This is a genomic window from Mycobacterium sp. THU-M104, assembly GCF_049197365.1.
Classification (GTDB): Bacteria; Actinomycetota; Actinomycetes; order Mycobacteriales; family Mycobacteriaceae; genus Mycobacterium.
In genome coordinates, this window is sequence record NZ_JBMIOP010000097.1 from 1 (window position 1) to 24,080 (window position 24,080).

Genomic DNA, 24,080 nt, shown 5'->3' on the forward strand with positions numbered 1-24,080 from the left:
GAAAAAATCGAACCCAACAAAATGCAGATGACGGCCGGCAAGGAGAACGTCAGGACCACCTGCTCGGGCCGGCGGTAGAACATCTTCAGCTCGGGGACGACGCGCGACATGCCGATACGCAGCGGCGACGGCAGCGAAGAATCCGGCCCGTTCGCACGATGTCGCGCCGTCGCGGCGCTCTCGACGTGGTCAACACTCATCTGCCTGGCCGATCAACTGCAAATATGCGTCTTCCAGCGTTGGCCGCGAGACCGTGAGCCGGCCAAGCTCTTTCCCGTTCGCCGAGCGCCGCCTGATCAACTCCGTCGGGTAATCCGTGCGCTCCACCTGCACTTCGTCTCCCTCCATCCACCGGACCGTCGCAGCCGAACTCACGTATCGGGTCAGCTTTGCCGGCGAGTCGAGCGCCACCAGGCTGCCGGCGGCGATGACCGCGACGCGGTCCGCCAACGTGGCGGCCTCTTCCAGGTAGTGCATGGTCAGCAAAACGGTCGTGCCGTCGGCGGCCAGGAGCCTGATGATATCCCAGAATCGTCGCCGGGCTTCCGGGTCGAATCCCGTCGTCGGTTCGTCCATGAAGACCAGCTCGGGCATGTTGATGACCCCGAGGGCGACATCGAGCCGACGGCGCTGCCCACCCGACAGCGCCCTGACCTTCGAATCGCGAACCGAGCCGAGCCCGACGAGTTCGAGCACCTCCTCGGGGCCCCGGGCCTTTCCATAGCACTGCGCGAACATGTGCACCGTTTCGGAGACTTTGAGCATCCCGAAGTCGCTGGCCTCTTGTAGCACTATGCCGATTTTGGCGCGCCAGCTCCGGCCCGCGGCACCGGGGTCTTCGCCCAGCACACTGACCTGACCGGCGTCGCGTTGACGGTGCCCTTCCAGAATTTCTATGGTGGTCGACTTACCCGCCCCGTTGGGCCCCAGGATCGCGAAGATTTCGCCGTGCTCGACGTCGAGGTCCAGATCCCGCACCGCGCAAGATGTTCCGTAGGACTTCGACAGACCAGCAACGTGGACCGCGGACCGCCGCCGCGGACGCGTCGCTGCCGGCGAAGCCGCCTTCGACCAGGTCATGGCGGGCCGCCCGCGTTCGGCCCGTGCGGGTGTTTCTCCAACTCGGCCAGCACTTCCCGTAGCTCGGCCTCAAACAGCTGTTCGAGGAATCCGTCGATGTCGCCGTCGACAACGGAGGGTTGCGAGCGCTTTTCGGCGACTTCCGGCGCATCGTCGCCGGCGATCCGGAGGTCGGCGAGAATCTGAACGGCCAGCGATGCGACACTCACCCCCCGGAGCAGTTCCAGCAGTGGCACGTCGATCGCGAACGCCGCGTTGATCCGCAGCCTGAAATCCATCGCCATCATCGAGTCCAGCCCGATGTCGTCGAGGCTGTCGTCGAGCCCGACCTCGGCGACGGGGAGTTCAAACACAGCGGCAACGATCTGCCGGACGTGGCTTGCAACCGCGTCGAGCCGGTCCTCTTCCTGCATGGCCGAGATCAATTCGCGCATCGACGAATCCGCGTCGGTGCGCTCGGAGGAATCTTCGGCGGCTCCCAGTTCGGAAAACATCGGCGGCACGTGGCCGCCGAATGCAACACGGCGCGCCTGTCTCCAATCGGCGCTGATGGCGACGACGTTGGGGGCCTTTTGGTTGACCAGCCGATCGAGGATCCGGATTCCCACTGCGGGTCTGATGAGGTCGATCCCGCGTTGGGCGTAGCTCTTTTCCAGCTCGAGTTCCTCGACCATCCCCACCGACCAGGGACCCCACCCGATGGTGAGAGCAGGTAGCCCCTCGGACTGCCGGTACGACGCGAAGGCGTCGAGGAACGCGTTGGCGGCGGCATAATTGCCTTGGCCGGGCGAGGTGATGACCGAGCCCGCGGACCCGAACATCACGAAAAAATCCAGTTCCTGCCCGCGCAGGGCATCGTGCAGCAGGCGAGCGCCGCGGATCTTGGGAGTCAACACTGTGGTGAAGTCGGCTTCGGTCATGTTCACCAGGAGCTGGTCGTGGACCAACCCTGCGGCGTGGATGATCCCGCGGATGGGACGGCCCTCTTCCCGGTTGTGCCGGTCCAGCCAGCCGTGCACCTGGTCGGCGCCCGAGACGACGAGCTGGCGGGTGACGTGCGATCCCAGGAACCCGCTGGCCCCGATCACCAGCTTCTTTTTGCGACCCGAAACCGCGCCGGCCATTACCGGTCGATCCATGCCATCTGCGCCTCCGCGTGATGACCGCCGGCGGGCGGGGTGAGCGCGTCGAGCCTGGCCAGTTGTTTGGGGCTCAGCTCGACGGTGTCTGCGCCGACGTTCTCCTCAAGGCGCGCAACGCGTTTGGTCCCGGGAATCGGGACGATGTCGGAGCCTTTGGCCAGCAGCCAGGCCAGGGCGACCTGCGCCGGCGTGGCGCCGATGTCGGCGCTGACGTCACCCAGCTCGTCGGCGCTGGCGAGGTTGTGGGTGGCCCATCGCGCCCAGACCGATGCGACCGACGCCGAGGCCACCCAGATTCGCTCGTTTCATCAGGTCATTGTGCCGCGGGCGACTTAGGGCCACGGCGCGGGTACCGTGACGCGCGTGCAGCGTATGGACCATTCGGCGACATGATGGACGACGCCGCCATCACCCGGCAGACACGCAATCTCGCCGTCGACTTCTACCGGGTTTCCGGGGTGGTGCTGATCGTGCTGGGGCATTGGCTGGCCGGTTCGGTGACGTACCACGGCGGACAATTCGGTCGGCAGAATCCGCTGGTCGATCTGCCGTGGACCCAATGGTTGACCTGGATCTTCCAGGCGGTTCCGGTGTTCTTCCTGGTCGCCGGTTATGCCGGTGGCATCTCGTGGACGCGCCGGCGCGCCGGCGACGACTTCTCCCGCCACGCGTGGACGCGGCATCGGCTGGCCCGCGTCCTCGGGCCGACGGCGGTGTACGTCGCGCCCGTGTGGGTCGCCGTGGCCGTCGCGGAATTCCTCGGAGTGTCCGGCTCCCTGCTGGACTACGCGGGCTGGGCGGTGGCCATGCATCTGTGGTTTCTCGCCATCTACCTGATCGTGGTGTCGCTTACCCCCATCGCGGTTGCCGCGCAACGGCGTTGGGGCCTCGGGGTGCCGGCGGCGCTGGCGGTCGGGGTCATCGCGATCGACGCCGCCTCCCTGCACGGCCACATTCCCTACCTCGGATGGCTGAACTACGTGTTCTGCTGGGGGATGCTCTACCAACTCGGAATCGCCTGGCACGCCGGCCTGCTGGGCGGGCTCAGGCCGCTGCTGCTGGCGACCGGGTCGGCGCCGGCGCTGGCACTGCTGATCTGGCGGGGCCGATATCCGGTGAGCATGATCGGTGTTCCCGGCCAGGCCATCGAGAACACGACGCCTCCGACCGTGGCGATGCTGGCGTTCGGGTGTACCCAGGCCGGGCTGGCGATCGCGCTCGCTCCCGCAATCAACCGGGCGTTGCGCGCCGGCTGGGTGCGGCGCGCGTTGTCGGTCGCCAACACCAATGTGATGGCGCTCTATCTGTGGCACATGATCCCGGTCGTGATCGTCGCGGTTCTCGCGTATCCGGCCGGGCTGTTGCCGCAACCGGTCGAGGGGTCGGGGGCCTGGTGGCTGGCCCGACTGGAGTGGGTCGTCGTCCTGACGGTAATGACCGGCGCGGAGATGGTCGTGTTGGGTTGGCAGCGGCGCATTTTCGGTGCCCCGCTGCCCACTTTCGGGGTCCGGCTCCCCCACCGCTGGAGCGAGGCCGTCACGTTGGCCGGCGCCGCGCTGGCGGTCTGCAGCCTCGAGTACCTGGCCGCCAACGGCTTCGCTCCCGACGGGCGCTTCCCGTGGGTGACCGCGGTGGTGTTCGCGGCCGGACTGATCCTGGTGATGTTGCGTCCCGCGGATTCCCGCCTCAGCCCGTGAACCCGTGGTAGTGCATGACGTGCTTGATGCGGGTGTAATCCTCCAACCCGTACAAGGACAGGTCCTTGCCGTACCCGGAGTGCTTGAAGCCGCCGTGCGGCATCTCGGCCACCAGCGGTATGTGGGCATTGATCCACACGCAGCCGAAGTCCAGCTGGGCGGCCATCCGCGCCGCCGTGTCGGCGCTGCGCGTCCACACCGATGACGCGAGCCCGTATTCGGTGCCGTTGGCCATGGCGACCGCCTGGTGTTCGTCGCCGAACCGCTGCGCGGTCATGACCGGACCGAAGATCTCGGTCGCGACCAATTCGTCGTCCTGGTGCAGGTCGGCGATCAGGGTGGGCTCGTAGAAGAATCCGGCGCCGTCCTTGCGGCGGCCCCCGGTCAGGACCCGGGCATGCTCCGGCGTGCCCGACACCAGGCCGGCGACCTTCTCCAGCTGGTTTGCGCTGTTGATCGGCCCGTACAGGATGTCCGCGTCGGCCGGGTCGTAGCCGGTCTTGATCTCGCCCACCGCGTCTGACATGGCCGCGAGAAACTCGTCGTAGATGCCGTCGCCGATGATCATGCGCGTGGCCGCGGTGCAGTCCTGCCCGGCGTTGAAGTAGCCCGCCTCCGTGAGCCCGCGCACGGTGGCCGCGATGTCGGCGTCGTCGAAGACGATCACCGGCGCGTTGCCGCCGAGCTCCAGGTGCGCGCGTTTGAGGTCCTTGGCCGCGCTGGTTGCCACGGCCATGCCGGCCCCGACGGATCCGGTGATCGACACCAGCTGCGGCACCGGGTGCGCGACGAGCTGCGCGCCTGTGTCGCGGTCGCCGCAGACCAGGTTGCACACCCCGGCAGGGAGGATCTCCTGCATTTTCTCCACCAGCCAGAACGCCGACGCCGGCGTGGTGTCCGACGGTTTGAGCACCGTCGTGCAGCCGGCAGCCAGCGCCGGCGCGAACTTCCACACCAGCATCAGCATCGGGTAGTTCCACGGCGCCACCTGGGCGACCGGGCCAACAGGTTCGCGGCGCACCGAGGAGGTATAGCCCCGCATGTACTCGGCCTGGGCACGGCCTTCGAGGACACGCGCGGCGCCCGCGAAGAACCGCAGGTGGTCGAGTACCTGCGGGATCTCCTCGGTAGTCGTCAATCCGATTGGCTTGCCGGTGTTCTCGCTTTCGATCGCCACGAGTTCGTCGGCGTTGTCCTCGATGACGTCGGCGAGTTTGAGCAGGGCCCGCTGCCGGTCGCCGGGGGTGCTCCAGCGCCACGACTCGAATGCCCGCTCCGCCGCCGCGCATGCCCGGTCGACGTCTTCGGCCGACGAGTTGGGTGCCACGGCATAGATTTCCCCGGTGGCGGGGTTGACGATATCCATCAGCTCTCCGTGGCCCGCGGCCTGGATCCCGTCGATGATGTTGTGGAATACCTTCTTGTCCGGCATGGGTGTCACCTCCGTGGTGTGCAGTGTTCGGCGTTTCCACCGCCGGGATGGCAGTCGATTACCGAGGTGGGCGCCACGTCCAAGGCCGGCGTGCGATCGAAGAACCGGACGGGCTTGAGCCAGAACGACACCGTGTCGACCGGCATGATCGGCCAGTCTTCCGGACGGGTGATGTGGTGGATGCCGAAGGTGTACCAGAGCACCACGTCGGTGTTGTGGATGGGGCGGTTGGCCGCGGTCCAGCGGGGCAGGCCGAGACCGGGCCCGCTCTGGTTCACGAACTCGCCTGCCGGCCAGCGCTCGTCGGGACGGTTCGGCGTGACCCACACGGTGTGGCCGATGACTCCGGCGCGCTGCAGGACCGGCGAGTCCCAATCGAACATGGACGGGATCGCCCCGCCCGGCACGAGCTTGTAGGAGGGGTGGGTGCCCAGGCCGTTGGTGACGTTGTCGTTGACCACCCGCCACGCCCGCTGGGTCTCCCAGCAGTAGTCCTGCCTGCCCTCGTGTTCGGTGCGCAGCGGAATGGTTCTGTGCCGCAGGGATAATCCGTAGGGGTTGTCCGGCCCCATCGGCATGGGCTCGGATTCGTCGGCGTAGACGGTGTTGTCGCAGCCGTCGATGTCGAGGTCGAGCCGGGCGGTGAGGAAATGCTGGTGATACGGCGCGTAGGTGCGGGTGTCCACCAGTGCTCCCCTCGAGGCCTTCTCACCGGGGTGCAGGGCGCTGGTCAGGATCAGTCCTGTGGCCCGAACCTCGCTCTGGATGCTGCCGTCCTGGTAGAAGCGCCAGTAGACGAGGTATTCGTAGTTGGCCACGGTCACGTGGAACGACACCGTGAGCCGGCGCGAGCGCCGCACCTCGGCGCCGGTCGCCTGGTCGACGTGCTTCCACAGCACGGCGTCGTCTTCCTCGTGGATGCAGATGGCGTTCTTGATGACATACGGCCGCCCCATGCTGTCATGCAGGGCCGCATCCAGGTAACGGATCTCGCCCAGGCAGTCGCAACCCAGCTCCAGGGAGGTGGTCATGAATCCCAGGCCCCACTCGCCGATGTCGAACGCCGTCCGCCGGTAGTGGTCGTCGGACTGATCACGGTAGGGCACCGTCATCTCCGCGAACGACATCCGGTGGGCGATGGGGCGGACACGCCCGTGGTCGTTGTAGGTGACGGTGTGCAGCGTCATCCCTTCGCGCCAGTTGAAACCGATGCGCAGGGACCAGTTCTGCCATTCCAGCTTATTTCCGGTGAGGGTGAACGACGGGCCCTGTGGCTGAGTGATCTGCAACGGCCGCAACGGTTCTCTCGCGCTGGAGTCGAGCAGGCGCCGGGGAATGTGCTGCGGCAGATACTCGCCCATCACCTCCGGCAACTCGAGCGGCTCGCCTTCCTCGATGTCGAGCACCTCCATGGAATTCAGGTCGAGAATGCAGTGAAAACCCCTGAGCTGATGGGCATAGCGGTTCGCACCACCCGGCGACGTGAGCCAGGTGTCCGACCAGGCAAGCCGGCGGGTGCGATGGTCCTCCGGGATCAGCACGTCCCCGTAGGCCCAGATGTCGGCGAACACGGCGCCCACGTCGGTGATGCCACGGCGACGCAGCGCGGCGACGACACGCGGATCGCGGCGCAGGACCTCGTTCGCCTCGTTGAATTCGTCGACCGTGATGTTGGGTTGCACGCCGGACACGTGTTCCCACGCCAGCACCGCGTCGTCGGTCAGTGAGACCAGCGCCTTGAACGTCTGGTTGACGTCGCGCTCGAAGCACACGACCGTTGCCTGCCGGTCGGGCACGACACCGGTGTCCTCGAATGCGGCGACCGCGGGCTTGCTCGGCTCCTCCAACGCGATCGAAGCGAAGCGCCAGCGGTCGTCCACCGATTTCTCCCGACGCAGGAGTGCGGCTGCCTTACCGAACTCGTCCTCGGTGAGCGGGTCGAGGGGGTGGAAGGTCTGGATCAGGGTGTCGGTCATAGCTTGTCTCTACCCACCTGTGCGGGTCTACACCCCCGTCGTTGGGTGGCACGTCGCAAGCCGGCGTCTCGCTACCGCGTTCGCCGGGCCGCTACACGCCGAACGGGATTGGCCTGCAACAGGTTTTCGCGGCACATCCATCGAAAGGTTCGGGCGCAAAATCCTCGAGCGCTCGGCGACTCACGATGATATTAGGCTAGCCTAGCCTTTTCTGAGGAACCGGACGTTCTGGCCACGATCACGGGCACCCGCACGGAGTGCAGCACCGCGTTGCTCACCGAGCCCAGCAGCGTGCCCGCCAAACCGCCCCGGCCGTGACTGCCCACGACGACGAGTTGCGCCGAATCGGCCTTGTCGGCGAGCTCATGCGCCGGCTGGTCACGCAGGACCAGTCGCCGCACGGTGACGTCGGGGTAACGTTCCTGCCAGCCGGCAAGCCGCTCGGCGAGACTGCGCTCCGCCTCCCCCAGCAGTTCGGGCAGACCGGATTCTCCCAGATAGCCGACCCCAAGGTCGCTCCATGCGTGCAAGGCCACCAAGCCGACCCCGCGGCGCGACGCCTCGTCGAACGCGATCTCGGTCGCCAGTTCGGAAGCCGGCGATCCGTCGATTCCCACCAGCACAGGTAAGTCAGGGCGCGGTGTTTCGCCGTCGTGGATCACAGCGACCGGGCAATGGGCCTGCCGCACCACCGCCGAACTGACCGAACCGATCACGCCGCGGGCGATCAGCCCACGCCCGGAGCTGCCCACCACGACCATCTGGGCCTGGGTGGACATCTCGATCAGGGCCGACGCCGGGGTCGCGAACACCAGTTCCCTGCCGATGGGGACGTTGCGGTCCGCGGGCATCGCATCTTCGGCGATCTTGACCGCGTGCATGATCGCCTTCTTGCCGTCGTCTTCCAGCCGCACCGCCAGGGAATCCGGGTAGGGCATCGGCGGCCAGGTCGCGGTCGGGGTGATCACCGCATGGACGACCGTCAGTGGGATATTCCTCATTGCCGCGTCATGGGCTGCCCAGGCGACGGCGACATTGGACGCCGCCGAACCGTCTGTCGCCACCACCACGCCGGGATGTTTGGGTGCTGTCATTTCATGCTCCCTCCTTCGAGGAAGACATTATCGGCGTCGGGGTCACCGGTCGTGAGGCTTTAGTCCCCAGCCGGCGGTCCGGAGGGTTTCGGCGGCACAAGCTTCACCGGGCGGTAACTCTCCCGTCACCGGATGGACGTGCCGCCGGGTGAATCCCTTTTCGCCAGAGAGGTGTTCGGCACGCGGGCGTAGCGTACGCAAGACATGCGACCTCAGTCAGGGCGCGGACGGCTGAGTCACGAAGTCGATGAGTTCTTCGACCCGGCCGATCAGCGCGGGTTCGAGGTCGTTCCAGTCGCGCACCCGGGAGCGGATGTGCTGCCAGGCGCTGGCGATGTCGGCTTGGGCGGCGTGCGGCAGTCCCAGCGCTTTGCAGGCGCCGTGTTTCCATTCCACCTGCCGTGGCACCTGCGGCCAGGCTTTCAAGCCGAGTCGCTGCGGCTTGACGGCCTGCCAGATGTCGACGTAAGGGTGACCGACGACCAGCGTGTCGTGGCCTCCCGGTCCGCGCCGCACCGCGTCGGCGATGCGCGCCTCCTTCGACCCGGTGACGAGGTGGTCGACGAGCACACCGAGCCGGCGCCCCGGCCCGGGACCGAATTCGGTCACGATGTCCACCAGGTCGTCGACGCCGCCGAGGTGCTCGACGACGACGCCCTCCACCCGAAGGTCGTCGCCCCACACCTGTGCGATGAGCTCGGCGTCATGGCGTCCCTCGACGTAGATCCGGCTGGCGCGCGCGACCCGGGCGCGCGCGCGTGGGACCGCGACGGATCCCGACGCCGTTCTGGCCGGCGCGGGCGGCGCCACGCGACGCGGCGCGGTGAGGATCACCGGACGCCCGTCCAGCAGATAACCCGGCCCGAGGGGAAAGCCACGCGTGCGCCCTCGCCGGTCTTCCAGGTCGACCCGACCGTATTCGACCCGCACCACCGCGCCCACGTAGCCCGTCTGCGCATCCTCGACCACCAAACCCAACTCGGCCGGGTGCTCAGTCGAACGAGGCGTGCGCCGGCCTGCGGCCAGCACGTCGGTTCCGTAGCGATCCACCACGTCGGCGATAGTACGAGGGTTCGCCGGTGATCGCCGGTGCGGCGCGCCAGCGGCCAACATCACAAGTTGTCGGCGACGCGTTCCGCGGCCTGTGCTCTACTCCCGGCCTTGGCGAGGTGGACCGCACGCCGCCAGATAGTCCGCGTAATTCCATGTCGTCAGAAACTGTCGGCCCGCTCGCAGACCGCGTCGGTAGAGGGCATCTCGTTGCTGCGCGGACAGGTCGAAATCGATGGGACTGACCTCGTCGGCAGGGACGAAAATGGTGCGCCGCACGGTGCACGGGTCGTCGATGTAGGCGTTGTCCTGGTTGCTCATCAGCGTTTCTATGGCGGCGATTCCCAGCGACACCGGCCCGTGCACCGGGTGGGTGGGCGGAATGCCGGGGCGCGCCGACAGCCGGATACCGAACGTCGGCCAGCGGGGCCGGCCGTCGGGTTCGTCGAACAGCTGCACCGGGAAATCCGACAGCAATCCGCCGTCGACCCAGGTGGCGCCGGCGACCCGGACCGGTTGGAACACATACGGGATCGCCGCCGAGGCGTGCACGGCGCGGGCCACGGGGAAGTCGTCCGGTTCGACACCGTAGTCGGGCAGGTCCCACGGAATGCGCACCAGGCGGCGTCGGGACAGGTCGCTGGTGGTCACGACCAGCGACCACGCGAACTGTTCGGGTTTCTCGCCGGTGCGCAGGTCACCGAACGTGCGCACGCCCAGGTCCCCCAGCAATCCGCCGATCAACCGCTCCAGGTAGGCCCCCTGGTACACCCCGTCCGACACCAGTAGCGACAGTCCCCCGCCGATCACCGGTACTCGACCGATCAGGCTGCGGTCGAGGAACTTTCGGTAATCGATGCTGCGCATCACCTCGGCGAGCCGGCTCAGCGGTTCGCCGGCCGCCTGCAGAGCCGCCACCAGCGAGGCGACGATCGCGCCCGCGCTGCTGCCGGCGACGCGGGGGAACCGGTAGTCGGCTTCGGCCAAGGCCTCCACCGCACCCACGAGTCCGATGCCCCGCACGCCGCCGCCTTCGCACACCAGGTCGGCGTGTGCCACGCTCACGGCCGCCACCTTAGCCCGGATCCGGCGGGCCGCCGCGCGGCACGCCGCGCCGCACTCAACGGATCCGTCGACCGTCGGCGCCGAAGAAATGTAGGTGACCGGGTTCGGGATTCAACCGCACGCGGCTACCCCGCTCTGGTGGCCGGCGTCCGTCGACCCGTGCCACGACGGGCTGATCGACAGTATTGCCCGGGAAACTGATTCGCCCATACAGGTAGGCATCCGCACCCAGCTCCTCGACCACGTCGACCTGCATCTCGAACCCCCTCTCAACCCCGGGGCCATTCACCTGCAAATGTTCAGGACGCACTCCGACGACGACTTCTGCCGCTGCCGAGGCGATCTCGCGTGTTATCGGAATCAGCAAATCCCCCAACAACACCGACGAATCCACGATCGGCAGGGTGAAAAGGTTCATCGCGGGCGAACCGATGAAGCCGGCCACGAAGGCGTTGTCGGGATTGCGGTAAATCTCGCGGGGCGCGGCGACCTGTTGCAACAGTCCGTCGCGCAGCACGGCGACACGGTCGCCCATCGTCATGGCCTCCACCTGGTCGTGGGTGACATAAACGGTGGTGGTGCCGAGTCGCCTTTGCAGCGAGGCGATCTGGTTTCGCGTCTGCACCCGCAGTTTGGCGTCGAGATTGGACAGCGGTTCGTCCATCAGGAACACCTGCGGACGACGCACGAGGGCGCGTCCCATCGCCACCCGCTGGCGCTGCCCCCCGGACAGGTCCTTGGGTTTGCGGTCCAGATACGACCGCAGGTCGAGCAGTTCGGCAGCGGCCAGCACCCGTTCGCGGATCTCGGCCTTCGGTGTCCTGGCGATCTTCAGGGCGAAGCCCATGTTCTGCGCGACGGTCATGTGCGGGTAGAGAGCGTAGTTCTGGAAGACCATCGCGACGTCGCGGTACTTCGGGTCGACGTCGGTGACATCTCGATCACCGATGCGGATGCGCCCGGAATCCAGCGTCTCCAATCCGGCCACCATCCGCAGCGAGGTCGTCTTGCCGCACCCGGACGGGCCGACCAGCACGACGAACTCGCCGTCACCCACCACCAGGTCGAGTCCGTCCAGGGCCGGCCGGTCCGCGCCCGGGTAGCAGCGGGTCGCCTGCTCGAAGCTCACCGAAGCCACGTCTAGCCCCCGAGTCCGGTCACCGCAATACCGCGGACGAAGTAACGCTGCGCGATGGCGTAGATGACGACCAGCGGCAGCATGATCAGCATCGACGTCGCCATCAGCACCGGCCAGCGGGCGACATACTCCCCGCGCATCCGGACCAGCCCGAGGGTGAGCGTGGCCAGGCTGTTGCGCTGGATCATCAGCAGCGGCCACAGGAAGTCGTTCCACACGTTGACCCACGTGAGCACCGCGAGTACCAGCACCGCGGGCCTGGCATGAGGCAGCAGAATCCGCCAGTAGACCTGCCACGAGGAGCACCCGTCGAGAATCGCGGCCTCCTCCAGGTCAGTGGGCAGGGTCAGGAAGAACTGTCGCATCAGATAAGTGCCGAAAGCGCTGCCGAACAAACCTGGCACGATCATCGCCCACGGGGTGTCGACCCAGCCCAGGGTCCGCATGACGATGAACTGTGGGATGACGGTGACCGTCAACGGCACCATCAGAGTGGCCAGATAGACCAAGAACAGCGCATCGCGACCGCGGAATTGCAGGCGCGCGAACGCATATCCGGCCAGTGAGCAGAAGAACACCTGCCCGGCCGTGACGCAGCCGGCATAGAGAACCGTGTTGAAGAACATCCGCCAAAACGGCATCAACGCGAACACTTCGGTGTAGTTCGACCACTGCGGGTGGGCCGGCAACAACGTCGGCTCGGTGACCTCGCCCTCCTTCTTCAGGGACCCGGAGACCGCCCAGGCGATCGGGAACAGTGCACAGCAGGCGATGCAGATCAGGGCCACGTAGACGACCGCGGTCCGGATGACGTTGCGCCTGAACATGCGCGCGGGGTGCTCAGCCAAACCCACGGGAAGCCTCCCAGGAGCGACGCCGCGTGATGCGGAATTGCAGCACGGTCAACACCAGCAGGATCGCGAATATCACCCATGCCAGCGCGGAGGCATATCCGAACTCCAGGAAGGAGAACGCGTGCTGAAACAGCATGATGCCCAACACATACGTCGCGGTCTCCGGTCCGCCACCGGGCCCGTTGAGGACATAGACCAGGTCGAACGCCTGGAAGGCGTGGATGACCGAGATGACGACCACAAACGACACCGCACCCCGGATCATGGGCAGCGTGATGGAGACGAACTGCCGTATCGCGCCGGCGCCGTCGATTCTGGCGGCCTCGTACAGGTTTGCCGGTACCCCCTGTATGGCGGCGAGCAGCACGACGCTCGCGAAGGGCACGCTTCGCCACACGCTGACCATGCACAGCGACGCCATGGCCCAGTGCGGTCGGATCAGCCAGGGAATCGGGCCGACGCCGGCCCAGCCGAGCACGATGTTGAGCAGTCCGTTGTCGGTGTCGAAGACGAACTGCCACACGACCGCCATCACCACCGAGGAGATGGCCAGCGGCAAAAAGACGACGGTGCGAAAGATCCCGATGCCTTTGACTTCCCAGCTCAGCACGGCGGCGACGACCAGGCTGACCAGCACGGTCGGCACTACGGTGCCGACCGTGAGAACCACCGTGTTGCGAAGTGCGATGACAAACAACGGGTCGGACGTGAGGTCCCCGAAGTTCTTCAGACCCACGAACTTCGGCCGCGTGAAAAGGTCCCACTGCTGAAAGCTCATGTACAGCGAGAACCCGAGCGGGAACAGCATGAAGATGCTGACCGCGGCCAGGTTCGGCGCCACGAACAGTCGGCCTGCCCGGGCACGCCGTCGCAACGGACGAGATCTCGCGCAGGAGGTGTCGATCGGTGTCATGGGTTGCGTAGTACCTCGTCGACGGCGTGTGACATCCGGGCCAGCGAGCTCGCCGGCCTCGACCCGCGCAGCACGGGGCCGAAATTGCGGTCCATCAGGGCGCTGACCTTCTCCCATGCCGGGGTGATCGGCAACGCCTCGGAATAGGCCGGCCCCTCGGTGAGCACGGTCAGGTTACTCAACCGACTGTGCGCCGCGGCGAATCCCCGCGATGCCAGCGCGGATCGTAGCGCCGGCGCGAACAGACATGACTCGCCGATCAGCGACTGTCCGATCGGGCCGGTCGCGAATTTGACGAATTCCCAAGCCTGATCCTTACGTTGGCTGCTCGCGGCGATGGCCAGGCCGGTGGCGCCGATGTTGGAGCAGGCCGCATGTCCTTTCGGCAGCGCCGGACCCGTCGGAAGTGGCGCGACGTCGAACTCCAGTCCGTTCGCGCGCTGGAACGTCTGGTAGCGCCAGTGGCCGCCCAGCGCGAGGGCCGCCTTGCCCGCCGCGAACAAATTGGGCGTGGAAATCGACTGGGTGTCCGACGCGGTGGGCGCCACCTTGTGCCTGTTGGCCAGGTCGGCGTAGAACTGCACCGCCTCGATGAACGCGTCTTCGCCGAAATTGAAGTGGGTCGGGTTTTTCAGGGGGGTCGACCACGGTACGCCGTTGTTCATGCCGAACAGTCCCGCCGTCGCCGCCGGCAGGAATGTGTCGACGAATCCCCACTGCGTTGTCCGCCCGGATCCGTCCCGCTTGGTGAGTGCGGTGGCAGCGTCCAGGAACTGGCCGAAGGTCCACGGCTGCGCCCACGTCCCCGGCGGTGCCGGTGCCCCGGCCTCGGCGAAAAGCCTTTTGTTGTAGTACAGGTAGTTCCCGGACCACTGCTCCGGGAACGCATACTGGCCCCCGTTGAACGAGAAGCCCTCGTAGAGCGGGCCGATGCTGTCCGACTTGAGCTCGGCGGCGAAGGCCGGATCGCGCGCCAGCATCGTGTTCAGGTCCAGCAACACGCCCCGGTCGGCCAATTCGGCGTAGGTCAACTCCCACGCCATCAGCACGTCGGGACAGCGGCCGCCGGCGCAGAAAGTCGAGAGCTGCTGCATGACGCCCGGACCGGACAACAGGGTTCGAACCTTGATGTCGGGATGACGACGCCGGAACGCGTCGACGACACGCATCCTCGCGGCGTGCTCATCGGGGTTTGCGGTGAAGAAAAAGGTGAGCGCGTCGTCGCCGCCGGAGCTGCAGCCGTCTGGCCACGGCGCCAGCGCCGCCACGGTGAGCGCTCCGGCACCCCGCAGCAGGCTACGCCGCCCGAACGGCTCATCACCCATGGCACTCCCCGGTCTTCCGTCTCGGCCGGCCCGCCGCCGGCTACGTCTAGTGTCCTTGGTACCCGATCCGACCCTTGCAGCACGGCCGGCGGTCAGACCGGGAGGTATCGCGTCGGCCTGCCGGGTCACCTCGTCGAACGAGATGGCACGCCGGTGCCCCGAGTTCAGCCGACGGCCACGCTAGCTCGGAGGCCGTTCACCGTGGTCTCGCCGCCGCACTCGAGTCGCATCGCGCCGGCGAACGACTCGGCGGCGCCACCCTCAGGCCACCTCGGCCGACTCGACGCCCGCGGCCCGCATCTCCGCCAGTGCCCGCGCGGCCGAATCCGCGGCGACGGGGCGGGTCAGGTTCACCAGTACCCGCGTTGCCAAACCGGCCCGCGCCGCGTCCTCGGCGGTGCTCTTGACGCAATGGTCGGTGGCGATGCCGACGATGTCGACCGCCTCGACTCCGCGCCCGCGCAACCACGCCAGCAGGGAGGTCCCGTCCTCGTCGAAGCCCTCGAAACCGCTGTACCCGGCGGTGTAGGCGCCTTTGCAGAAGACCGCCTCGACCGGGCCGGTGTCGAGGTCGGGAGGAAAGTCCGCACCGGGGCTTCCCGCGATGCAGTGCGGCGGCCAGGACGACGAATAGTCCGGCCGGTCGGAAAAGTGGCCTCCCGGGTCGACGTGCCAATCCTTCGTCGCGACGACGTGCCGGTATCCCGGGCCATCCGCCAAATAACTGTTGATGGCCGACGCCAGGGCGGCGGCGCCGGCGACCGCCAGCGGCCCGCCCTCGCAGAAGTCGTTCTGCACGTCGACGATGACCAATGCCCGCACGGGCTCCAGCTTATCGACCGTATCGCCACCGAGGCCGCGTTACGGGCATCAGCTGGGAATATCGGCCCTCACCTTCGGCCGGGGGACGCGCCGGTTTGATTGCGGGCCGGCGGGGTAGTCAGCCTGCCATGTTGATCCGCAGAATTGCGCGGCCGCTGTTGTCGGCCGTGTTCATCGGGCAAGGCATCGATTCACTGCTCAATCCCAAGGCCGCGGCCGCGGCCGCGGCGCCCGCGGTGGGCGGTCTGCAGGCGCTGCCGAATCCGGTGGGCACCAGCATTCCCAGCGACCCGCAGACCGTCGCGCAGATCAACGCGGCAGTTCAGGTCGGGGGCGGCCTGCTGCTGGCCACTGGTCGGATGCCACGCGTGGCCTCGGCTGCCTTGGCCTGCACCGTACTGCCGGGCAACCTCGGCGCGCACATGTTCTGGACGGAGACCGACCCGCAGCGCAAAGCGGAGAAACGCAAGGAGTTCCTGACGGACCTCAGCCTGCTGGGCGGGTTGATGATCGCGGCCGCCGACACCGCGGGCGCGCCGTCGCTGGGGTGGCGGGGCCGCCGGGCAGCCGAGCGGCTCTCGGATGCGGTTTCATCCGCGCTGCCCAAGTTTCCCCAGGTCCACGACAACCTCGACAGTGACGTAGAAGAGTTCGGCGAGAAGATCAGGCATGGGTTGAAGATCGGCGCCGACAAGGGTGCACCGCTGGTCGAAGCCGCACGCAAGCGCAGCCGCGAACTGGCCGGCGCCGCCCGGGCCCGCGGCGAGCAACTCGCCGAATCAACGCGTCACCGCGCCGATTCCGCGAACGGCCAGGCTGCCGGGGATGCGCTGGAACGGGTCGGCTCGCAGGTGAAAAAGCGGCTCCGCTGAACACCTCAGCGTCTCGGGAATCCTTGTACCACGGCGGTTTTCAGCTGCTTTTGTGCCGTCGCGTCGATGACGCCGACACGTAGGTGTCAATAATCGCCTCGACATCCCGGCCGACGTCGACGGTGAAACCCGGCTCGTCGGGGCCAAGGGGGTCGAGCGCCTCGTACTGCGAACGCAGTAACGCTGCCGGCATGAAATGACCTGGCCTGGCGGCCAGCCGGTGGCCGATGAGCTCCGGCGAACCGCTGAGGTGCAGGAACTCCACGTTCGGGCAATGCGCGCGCAATCGGTCGCGGTAGGCGCGTTTGAGCGCCGAACAGCTCGCCACACCGCCGCCGCGGTGGCCCGCCAACCACTCGCCGACCAGGTCCAACCAGGGGCGGCGATCGTCGTCGTCGAGCGGTTCGCCGGCGGCCATCTTGGCGATGTTGGCCGGCGGGTGCAGGGTGTCGCCGTCGACGAACGGGACCCGCAACCGTTGCGCCAGGGCCGAACCCACCGTCGATTTGCCCGAGCCCGAGACACCCATCACCACGATCGGCGACGGAACACGGCTCCGGCCTTCGCTCACCCGGTCGCCAGGTTGCGGTTCCATTCCACCCAGCCGACGCCGCGGCGGCCGTCCGTGGTGGTGACGGTGACCCAGGCGCGCGGGAACTGACTGACCCGCCCGTCGGGGGAAACCAGCCGCACCGGCGCCTGGCCGCGCACGTCGAGTTCCGCAACGATCCCGCCCGGGTCGAAGCCCAATGTCGATTCAAGCGGTAAACCGTTGGCGCCGAATGCTTCCCGCGATTCGACGGTCTGCACCTCGGTGACGTTGTGGACGGCATCCTGAACGTAGCCGACACTGAAGGCCGGGGCACCCGGTATGCGGATGTTCACCCCGTGCAAACGGGTGCCGTCATCGAGGTGCAGGGCGCTCCAGATCCAGTCCATGCTCCACCAGTCGCGCACCCCCCAGGAGTGGTCGCGCTGTCCGGGCACGGAGTCGACGCGGTAGCCGGCACCGTCCACGCTGACGGTGCCCGAGACCCTGCAAGGGATTTCGTAGCGCGTCGTGAGCCGGTACTTGTACGGGGCGCCGCCGGTGGCCCACACCAGATGCATCGTCATGTCGACCGGAGTGCCAGGCTCCCCGCGCAGCAGTGCAGAAGGGTCGTCGTACGCCTGGGCCCGCGCGCGGATGTCGACGCGGTAGGTCTGCAGCGCGGCGGTGGCCGAGTGGCCCAGCTCGAGGGTGTCGGTGGCCAGCATCCACGGATCGGCAGGCAGTGGGACCAGCGTGTCGACGGCCACGGTCGGCATGCCCGGGCCACACAGCAGCGCATGCACCAACGCCTGCCGCCGGTTGGCGATCAGGCCGAGGCGGAACCAGCCACCCAATCCCTGTGCGGGATCGGCGAAGTCGGCATACCAGCTTTCACTCCACAGCGGCTCGGCGGTCGGGGCGTGCGCGAGTTCGTCGTCCCGCGACGGTCGCAGCGGCTCGGGTGCCGTCGCGACGGGCAGCGTCACCAACGCGTCGGTGTCGAGCACGTGCTCACAGTGTCGTTGCAGCATCGTCATGAACATCCGGTCGCCGCGCTCGGTGCGCTCCACCAGCATCGAGGAGACGATCGCCATCATCACCCCGAAAAAGCTCTGGCGGCGCACACCTTCGGCGACGTCGGCGAGGCTCAGGGGCGCATTGGGCCCCAATGCCTCGTGGTAAGTCCGCAGTAACCCGTCGTAGCGCTCGCGGCGGTCTCGCGTCGACAGGGCACAGCCCAGGAAATACGCCAGGTCGGTCAGCGCCGGGCCCCACGAGACGGTCTGCCAATCGACCACCGTCAACGCGCGGTCTGCGCCTTCGGTACCGAACAGCATGTTGTCCAGGCGGTAGTCGCCATGCACCATGCCCTGGATTCGGCCGGGCTCGGACTCCTGCGCCTGGTAGCCGTCGAACGAGGCCACCAGGCGTTCGCACACCAGGCGGTGTCCCGGCTCGATCTGGTCGCCATAGCGATCGACGAAACCGGCATAGAGCGGGGTGATCATCGCCTGGCGCAGGGGCGACTCGCGGTTGAGCCACGGCGCCTCGGCCAGCCCCGGGTCCCCGAGCAGCGGGCCGTGCAGCCGGCCCAGCTCCTCGACACCCAGGCGGGCCTGTTCGGTTGTGGCACCGGCGATCTCGTCGCCGACGATCGCCGGGCCCGCGTCGGCGAGCAGCAGGTCGAAGGCCCCGGTGGTGGTGTCGACTGCGGCGTGGTAGCAGGGCGCGACCGGACCGCCCAGACGCGGAGCGATGTCGCCGTAGAAGCAGACCTCTCGTTCGTAGAGACCCAGCGCCAGCCCGGTCTGGCGACTCATCGGGTCGGTCGCGGCGACCTTGAGCACCACCGACTCGGGCCGGCCGGGGCCGGGCGCCCCGTCCGAGTAGGTGAGCCGGACACGATAGCAATCGCTCATCTGGCCGGTGCCGATGCGTTCCACGGTGAAGTGCGCGACGGGCCCGGCGCCGATCGCCGCGGTCAGCCAGGAGGCAGTGAGGTCACCGGGTCGTTCGACGACTTGCCCGGTGTCGGCGTGCATGGTGGTCAGCGTGCCAGTTCAACGCGCCAGTGAAAAGCCTTCCCAGGCCATCCTGCGGTACGGATGCGGGTCGAACTCGACGCGAGACCTGCGGTCGAAAACCATGACGGCGCGGTCGGAGGCGGTGTACGCGGGCCAGTCGTCGCCGGGTACCCCGGTGTGGCTGAAGGAGCTCCACCGGCGTTGCACCTGGTTGCTGACCCGCAGCGCGGAACACCGGTCGCCGGCGGCCGTCAGCAGCGCGCCGAACCTGGTCCGATAGATGTCGAACACCGCGAGCAGTTCCGTGGCGTGGGTCGCGCCGAAGCCGGTCCAGCGCAGCGTTCGCGGAGCGAAGTCGTAGCGGTAGAGGTACGTGGGTGCGTGGGTGCCGTGTGCTTCGGCGATCTGCCAGGCCGCCGAGCTGAACGCGAAGTCGCCGCCGAGCTGGATGCACGCCGAGGGTGCCGGGTAGTCCGGGTAGGCGGCGGTGATGCGTTCGCGGGCGTCCGGTTCGGTGTCGGCCAGCAGTTCTTCGACCATCGATTCATTCGTCGGCAGCATCGTCAGGAAGCGCGTGAACAGGCGTCCCTCGTCGGCGTTGGTCCCCACGATGAGCGGCACCCGGTGCGCCCGTCCGCACCGCATCGCCTCAACAGGATCCATCGGCAGGATGTCGTCGCCGACGACGGGGCCGATCGGAAAGGCGTTCAACCTGTTCGTCATGCCCTGCTCGATCAGGCGGTGCTGGATCTCTACCAGTTGGGCCGCGGACACCTGCATCAGCGCGTCGGCGGCGTCGCGCCTTCGCACCCCGAGCAAATCGGCGAACCGGTTCGCGAACTCGTCCGCGATGTCTTTGGACCGCGTCAGGCCCGAGGCCGGGCTCTCCGAGATCGCCCGGGCGAACAGCTCTTCGGCGGCGGGCACCGCCAACAACGTGGAGGTGATGCACGCGCCGGCACTCTCGCCGAAGATGGTGACGTTGGCGGGATCACCGCCGAACTCCGCGATGTTGTCACGAACCCACTGCAACGCCAGCACCAGGTCGCGCAGGTAAAGATTGCTCTCGATGGGGACCTGCGCCGTCGACAGCGACGACAGGTCCAGGCACCCCAGCGCCCCCAATCGGTAGTTGACCGAGACGTAGACGCATCCACGGCGGGCCAATGCCCGGCCGTCGTACAGCGGCGTGGCGGAGCTGCCCAGGAAGTACCCCCCGCCGTGGATGAAGACCATCACCGGAAGCGGTTGCGCACCGGCGGATTCGGGGGTGACGACGTTGAGGGTCAGGCAGTCCTCGCTCATGGGCTGGTACTTGCCGACCCCGAGCAGGGTGTAGCGACGCTGCTGGGGCGCGCAGTTGGCGAATCCGTGGCAGTGGCGCACTCCCGACCAGGGCCGGGCCGGCTGGGGCGCCCGCAAGCGCAGCGGCCCCAGTGGGGGGCGGGCGTACGGGATGGATCGCCACCGGTTCACCCCGTCGCGGGTGAAACCTTCGACGGTGCCGGCAGAGGTTTGCGCGCGGACGGTGCGCTCATGCATGAGCCGACCGTAGCCGAATCGACGCGCAGAACGCGCGCAGCGCCTCAGTCGGTGCTGGTTCGTGGACCGGCGGTTAGCCTGGCTCAATGCGGATCGCCGCGCTGGTCGCGCTGACGTTGCTGGTCGCCGGCTGCTCACACGGTCAGCGCGGTGAACCGCGGCCCGGCCCCGAAGCACCCGGGAGCACCCCGGCGACGACCACCACCTCGTCGAGCAGGCCGGCTCCGTCAACCGCACCGACGTCGGGCGCCGCGATCTCGGACGTGATCGCCTGGATCGAGGCGGGTCGCCCTGCCGACCCCGCCGGCTTTCACAACGTGACGCGCGACGGTGTCGTCACCCCACTCGGCGGCGACGTCGCGTTCACCGCCCAAGTCGGCAAAGTCGCGTGCATGACCGACGCCAAACGCACCGGGCTCGCGCCGGTTTGCCTGGTCGAGCTGACCAATCCCGCGCCCGCGCCCGCGACGGCCTACGGCGAATGGAAAGGCGGGTGGGTCTTTTTCGATGGGACGAACTTGCAGGTGGGCGCAGCCCGCGGCGACCCGGGCCCGTTCGTCGACGGTCACGGGCCCGCACTGGCCGACGGGGATTCGCTGTCTTTCGGTGACTACCGCTGCCGGGCCGACCGGGCTGGTCTGTTCTGTGTGAACTATGCCCACCGTTCGGCGGTGCGATTCAGCACGGCCGGCATCGAGCGGTTCGGCTGCCTGCAGCCTGTGCCGCCGCCCGACGGCGTCGGCCTGGCGTTCGCCTGCTGAGGCCGCGTCGGCGCCACGTCCGGGACCGATCGTGACCTTGGACTCTATCCGGCGGCGCCGCGTTCGTCTTCGCTGGCTGATGAGCGAGCGGGAGGTTCCATGGGCGCGGTCGGGGTCGTCGGCCTGGTGGTGTCGGGCGTGGTGATCGCGTCGGTGTTGTGCCTGGTTGCCGTGGGCATCGCCCGCGGTTGGGTGCGGCAGCGACCGACGAACCGCTCCCGCGGTGAAAAACCGCGCGGCACGCGATGAGCGTCACGGGCTCCGAGGTGTTGCGGGTGGGACTCACATCGGAGGAGGCCGCCGCGCGGCTGGACGCCGAGGGCCCCAACCGGCTTCCGGTGGCACGCAGGATCCCGGCCTGGCGGCGGCTGTTGGCCGAGATGGTCCACTTCTTCGCGCTTCTGTTCTGGGTGGCCGGCGCGCTGGCATTCGTCGCGGGGATGCCGCAGCTGGGTGTGGCGGTGTTCGTCGTCATCGTGATCAACGGGCTGTTCGCGTTCGCTCAGGAACAGCGCGCCGAGCACGCCGCCGAACGGTTGAGCGAGCTGCTTCCGCGGCGCGCCACCGTGGTTCGCGACGGCATGGCCCGGCAGGTGCCGGCCGAAGATCTGGTGGTCGGCGACGTGGTGCTGCTTGCCGAGGGCGACCGCATTTCGGCCGACCTGCGGCTCGACGTCGCGAATGCGCTGGCGGTGGACACCTCGGCGCTGACCGGGGAGAGCGTGCCCGAGCACCCCGCGGCGGGCGAGGCCGTACCGGCCGGCTGTTTCGCGGTCGAAGGTGAGGCCCGGGCTACGGTCGAGGCGACCGGACGGCACACCCGGCTGGCCGGGATCGCCCGGCTCACCCAGGCGCAGCGGCCCGCTCCGACCCCGCTGCGCAAAGAGCTCGACCGCGTGTCGCGCCTCATCGCCGTGGTCGCCGTCGTGGTCGGGTCGGTTTTCTTCGGTGTCGCGCTGCTGGTCGGCATGCCTCCCTCCGCCGGATTTCTGTTCGCAGTCGGGGTGACAGTCGCCATCGTGCCCGAGGGCCTGCTGCCGACCGTCACCCTGTCGCTGGCGATCGGGGCGCAGCGGATGGCCGGCCGGCACGCGTTGGTGCGCAACCTCGAGGCGGTCGAGACGCTGGGCTCGACGACCTTCATCTGCACTGACAAGACCGGCACCCTGACCCGCAACGAGATGTCGGTGGTCGAGGTGTGGATGCCCGACGGCACCGCCACCATCGACGGCAACGGCTACGAACCCGTGGCCACGATTCACTGGGCCGGGGACGAGGCCCCGCTGCGGGACGTCGCATGGGTGGCCGCGCGGTGCTCGTCGGGGCGGGTGAGCGAGAAGGACGGCCGCTGGGTACCGCACGGCGATCCGATGGAGGCCGCCCTGGACGCCTTCGCGCGCCGGGTCGGCGTCGACACCGACGACAGCGCCCGATCGGCCCCGGAGCGGGCGCGGTTCCCGTTCGACGCCCGCCGGCGCCGCATGTCCGTGGTCACCGGAAACCGCGTGCTGGTCAAAGGCGCCCCCGATGCGGTCTTTCCGCTTTGCGCGGTCCCGACCGGCGCGGTCGAGGCGCTGCGGGCGCTGGCCCACCGCGGCCTGCGCGTGCTCGCAGTCGCCGCGCGAGACCTCGCCACGGCCGAACCGCCGGGTTCGGCGGCCGAGGCCGAGCGCGACCTGACGCTGCTGGGGCTGGTCGCGCTGGAAGACCCTCCGCGCCAGCGTGCGGCGGCGGCGCTGGCCGCGTGCCGGCGCGCCGGCATCCAGGTCGCCATGGTGACCGGCGATCATCCCGAGACCGCCAGGGCCGTCGCGGCCGAGGTGGGCCTGCTGGGGCCGGAGCAACTCGTGCTGACCGGCCGAGACCTGCCCGCCGCGGATGCCGAACTCGGCGCACTGCTCGACCACGACGGCGTCGTCGTCGCCCGGGTCACCCCCGAGGACAAGCTGCGCATCGCGCGGGCGCTGCGCCACCGCGGTCACGTCGTGGCCATGACCGGAGACGGGGTCAACGACGCGCCGGCCCTGCGCGAGGCGGCGATCGGGGTGGCCATGGGCCGGTCCGGCACCGACGTGGCCCGCGAGGCCGCCGACCTGGTGTTGCTCGACGACAACTTCAGCACCATCGTCGCCGCCGTCGAACAGGGCCGGGCCACGTTCACCAACCTGCGCCGGTTCCTCACCTACCATCTCACCGACAACGTGGCCGAGCTCGCCCCGTTCGTCGTGTGGGCACTCAGCGCCGGGACGTTCCCCCTCGCGATCGGGGTGCTGCAGGTCTTGGCGCTCGACATCGGCACCGACGTCCTGCCCGCCCTGGCGCTGGGTGCCGAGCCGGCCGCCGCGCACGTGCTCGACCGGCCCCCGACGCACGGCCACCTGTTGGACGGGCGCCTATTCACGCGCGCGTTCGGGGTGCTGGGCCCGGTCGAGGCCGCCGTGGAGCTCGGCGCCTTCCTGACCGCGTTCCTGGCCCTCGGCTGGCGACCCGGTGCGCCCTTCCCCCACGGTCCGGCGCTGCTCGTGGCCTCGGGTGCCGCGTTCAGCGCCGTGGTGTTCGGGCAGGTGGCCAACGCCTTCGCCTGCCGCAGCACGCTGCGCCCCGCCTGGACCGTTCCGTGGCGGACCAACCGTCTGCTGCTGGGCGCCGTCGGCGCCGAACTCGCGATGCTGGCGGCCTTCCTGTATGTGCCACCGCTCGCGCACCTGCTCGGCCAAACCGGCCCGTCGTGGGCCGGGTGGCTGACCGCCCTGCTCGCCAT

20 protein-coding genes and 2 pseudogenes are annotated in these 24,080 nt (G+C 68.4%); 5 read left to right on the top strand and 17 right to left on the bottom strand.

Annotated elements, in window-relative coordinates; all coding sequences use genetic code 11:
• From ACOJVU_RS08880 to ACOJVU_RS08895, 4 genes and pseudogenes are all read right to left on the bottom strand, one after another.
• A pseudogene (locus ACOJVU_RS08880) lies at positions 1-200 on the bottom strand (ABC transporter permease); the annotation flags it as partial.
• Complete coding sequence (locus ACOJVU_RS08885) at positions 190-1,080, bottom strand: ABC transporter ATP-binding protein (protein ID WP_421529435.1); 891 nt, start codon at positions 1,078-1,080, stop codon at positions 190-192. The gene ACOJVU_RS08885 and the pseudogene ACOJVU_RS08880, both read right to left, overlap by 11 nt.
• On the bottom strand, positions 1,077-2,219 hold the full coding sequence (locus ACOJVU_RS08890) for a KR domain-containing protein (protein ID WP_421529436.1): 1,143 nt from the start codon (positions 2,217-2,219) through the stop codon (positions 1,077-1,079). The genes ACOJVU_RS08885 and ACOJVU_RS08890 overlap by 4 nt, the downstream gene beginning before the upstream one ends.
• A pseudogene (locus tag ACOJVU_RS08895) lies at positions 2,204-2,467 on the bottom strand (aldo/keto reductase); the annotation flags it as partial. The gene ACOJVU_RS08890 and the pseudogene ACOJVU_RS08895, both read right to left, overlap by 16 nt.
• A 147-nt stretch (positions 2,468-2,614) precedes the next feature.
• Between ACOJVU_RS08895 and ACOJVU_RS08900 the strand changes: the two are divergent.
• Positions 2,615-3,919 carry an acyltransferase family protein gene (locus ACOJVU_RS08900; protein WP_421529452.1) on the top strand — a complete coding sequence of 435 codons (1,305 nt, stop codon included), beginning with the start codon at positions 2,615-2,617 and terminating at the stop codon, positions 3,917-3,919.
• On the opposite strand, the gene ACOJVU_RS08905 is transcribed toward ACOJVU_RS08900, so the two are convergent.
• The 10 genes from ACOJVU_RS08905 to pncA all read right to left on the bottom strand — a co-directional run bounded on the left by ACOJVU_RS08905 (position 3,909) and on the right by pncA (position 15,588).
• Positions 3,909-5,351, bottom strand: coding sequence for a gamma-aminobutyraldehyde dehydrogenase (locus tag ACOJVU_RS08905; protein ID WP_421529437.1), 1,443 nt, complete (start codon positions 5,349-5,351; stop codon positions 3,909-3,911). The genes ACOJVU_RS08900 and ACOJVU_RS08905 overlap by 11 nt on opposite strands.
• A gap of 5 nt (positions 5,352-5,356) precedes the next feature.
• Entirely contained in the window at positions 5,357-7,327 is a 1,971-nt protein-coding gene (locus tag ACOJVU_RS08910; protein ID WP_421529438.1) for a primary-amine oxidase, read from the bottom strand.
• A 191-nt stretch (positions 7,328-7,518) separates the two neighbouring features.
• Positions 7,519-8,421 (bottom strand): universal stress protein, encoded by a 903-nt coding sequence (locus ACOJVU_RS08915; protein WP_421529439.1) that lies wholly within the window; start codon positions 8,419-8,421, stop codon positions 7,519-7,521.
• Between the two features lie 216 nt (positions 8,422-8,637).
• The gene (locus tag ACOJVU_RS08920) at positions 8,638-9,474 is read right to left on the bottom strand and encodes a DUF3097 domain-containing protein (RefSeq protein WP_421529440.1); all 837 of its coding nucleotides are present in this window, start codon (positions 9,472-9,474) and stop codon (positions 8,638-8,640) included.
• A gap of 96 nt (positions 9,475-9,570) precedes the next feature.
• A complete protein-coding gene (locus ACOJVU_RS08925; RefSeq protein WP_421529441.1) occupies positions 9,571-10,545 on the bottom strand; it encodes a patatin-like phospholipase family protein in 975 nt (324 codons plus the stop codon).
• Positions 10,546-10,591: 46 nt separating this feature from the next.
• The gene (locus ACOJVU_RS08930) at positions 10,592-11,674 is read right to left on the bottom strand and encodes an ABC transporter ATP-binding protein (protein ID WP_421529442.1); all 1,083 of its coding nucleotides are present in this window, start codon (positions 11,672-11,674) and stop codon (positions 10,592-10,594) included.
• A 2-nt stretch (positions 11,675-11,676) separates the two neighbouring features.
• The gene (locus ACOJVU_RS08935; RefSeq protein ID WP_421529453.1) at positions 11,677-12,501 is read right to left on the bottom strand and encodes a carbohydrate ABC transporter permease; all 825 of its coding nucleotides are present in this window, start codon (positions 12,499-12,501) and stop codon (positions 11,677-11,679) included.
• A 13-nt stretch (positions 12,502-12,514) separates the two neighbouring features.
• Complete coding sequence (locus tag ACOJVU_RS08940; RefSeq protein ID WP_421529443.1) at positions 12,515-13,441, bottom strand: carbohydrate ABC transporter permease; 927 nt, start codon at positions 13,439-13,441, stop codon at positions 12,515-12,517.
• Positions 13,438-14,766: an ABC transporter substrate-binding protein gene (locus tag ACOJVU_RS08945; RefSeq protein WP_421529444.1), complete on the bottom strand. Its 1,329-nt coding sequence runs from the start codon at positions 14,764-14,766 to the stop codon at positions 13,438-13,440. Before ACOJVU_RS08945 ends, ACOJVU_RS08940 begins: the two co-directional genes overlap by 4 nt.
• Before the next feature lie 261 nt (positions 14,767-15,027).
• Positions 15,028-15,588: a pyrazinamidase PncA gene (gene pncA / locus ACOJVU_RS08950; RefSeq protein WP_421529445.1), complete on the bottom strand. Its 561-nt coding sequence runs from the start codon at positions 15,586-15,588 to the stop codon at positions 15,028-15,030.
• Positions 15,589-15,716: 128 nt separating this feature from the next.
• On the opposite strand from pncA, the gene ACOJVU_RS08955 reads away from it, so the two are divergent.
• Positions 15,717-16,460, top strand: coding sequence for a DoxX family protein (locus ACOJVU_RS08955; RefSeq protein WP_421529446.1), 744 nt, complete (start codon positions 15,717-15,719; stop codon positions 16,458-16,460).
• 40 nt (positions 16,461-16,500) lie between these two features.
• Here ACOJVU_RS08955 and ACOJVU_RS08960 read toward each other — a convergent pair whose 3' ends face one another.
• From ACOJVU_RS08960 to ACOJVU_RS08970, 3 genes are read right to left on the bottom strand one after another with little or no spacing between them, the layout of a single operon-like run.
• Positions 16,501-16,989, bottom strand: coding sequence for a gluconokinase (locus ACOJVU_RS08960; protein WP_421529454.1), 489 nt, complete (start codon positions 16,987-16,989; stop codon positions 16,501-16,503).
• Between the two features lie 38 nt (positions 16,990-17,027).
• A complete protein-coding gene (locus tag ACOJVU_RS08965) occupies positions 17,028-19,034 on the bottom strand; it encodes an oxidoreductase family protein (protein ID WP_421529447.1) in 2,007 nt (668 codons plus the stop codon).
• A gap of 18 nt (positions 19,035-19,052) precedes the next feature.
• Entirely contained in the window at positions 19,053-20,558 is a 1,506-nt protein-coding gene (locus tag ACOJVU_RS08970) for a carboxylesterase/lipase family protein (protein ID WP_421529448.1), read from the bottom strand.
• Positions 20,559-20,644: 86 nt separating this feature from the next.
• Here ACOJVU_RS08970 and ACOJVU_RS08975 point away from each other — a divergent pair, with 86 nt between their 5' ends.
• The 3 genes from ACOJVU_RS08975 to ACOJVU_RS08985 all read left to right on the top strand — a co-directional run.
• A complete protein-coding gene (locus ACOJVU_RS08975) occupies positions 20,645-21,319 on the top strand; it encodes a hypothetical protein (protein WP_421529449.1) in 675 nt (224 codons plus the stop codon).
• 99 nt (positions 21,320-21,418) lie between these two features.
• A complete protein-coding gene (locus ACOJVU_RS08980) occupies positions 21,419-21,568 on the top strand; it encodes a hypothetical protein (protein WP_421529450.1) in 150 nt (49 codons plus the stop codon).
• Positions 21,565-24,080 (top strand): cation-translocating P-type ATPase (locus ACOJVU_RS08985; RefSeq protein WP_421529451.1); only part of this gene is annotated, 2,516 nt, incomplete at its 3' end. The genes ACOJVU_RS08980 and ACOJVU_RS08985, both read left to right, overlap by 4 nt.